1 pseudogene is annotated in these 721 nt (G+C 50.2%); it reads left to right on the forward strand.

Annotated features, from left to right (window positions below):
- Nucleotides 1–110 precede the first annotated feature (110 nt).
- Nucleotides 111–721: pseudogene (locus OGX95_RS00010) on the forward strand (phage tail fiber protein); the annotation flags it as partial.

Raw genomic sequence — 721 nt, forward strand, 5'->3', positions numbered from 1 at the left:
CCTATAACCGGGTTTTTGGTAATTACTTCAGCAATGGATGGGATATGACCCGTAACAGAAATATCACCATGCCCATTCTCATTATCCCGAACATGTACTGAGGAAAATCTATGTCAGCAGGAACACTCACCCTGACGAATAATTCTGCCCAGGTGACAGGCAGCAATACCACATTTTCGACGGAAATTGCGGCTGGTGATTTTATTGTTGTGACAGTGGGAGGCACACCCTACACAAGACCCGTGCTGGCGGTTAACAGCGATACATCACTGACGCTCATCAGTAATTACTTTGGGCCAACACAATCAGGAGTTGCCTGGAACGCGGTTCCCCGGGTAGCCCTGAATATGGTAACCGCCGCGCTGGTGACACAGAGTGAGGAGGCGCTTCGTGGCCTGAACTACGACAAGCAGAACTGGCAGCAGTTTTTCACTGCTGATGGTGATGCCACAATCACGCTTCCTGATACCAGCCAGATAACGGGGCCATCAGCGAAAAAACTGGTCAACAGTGTCAGCAATAAAGCTGACAAAACGGACCTGGATGAAAAGGCAGATAAGACGGCTCTTGATGATTACGCTAAAAAAGGTGCTAACAGTGACATCAACAGCCTCAGCGGGTTAACAACGCCTTTAAGTGTCACTCAGGGTGGTACGGGGGGCAACAGTCCCGAGTCAGCCCGCCAGAGTCTGTCTGCCACGACAAACCGACAGTTAACAGA

Source organism: Citrobacter sp. Cu233, from assembly GCF_030332225.1.
GTDB lineage: Bacteria > Pseudomonadota > Gammaproteobacteria > Enterobacterales > Enterobacteriaceae > Citrobacter.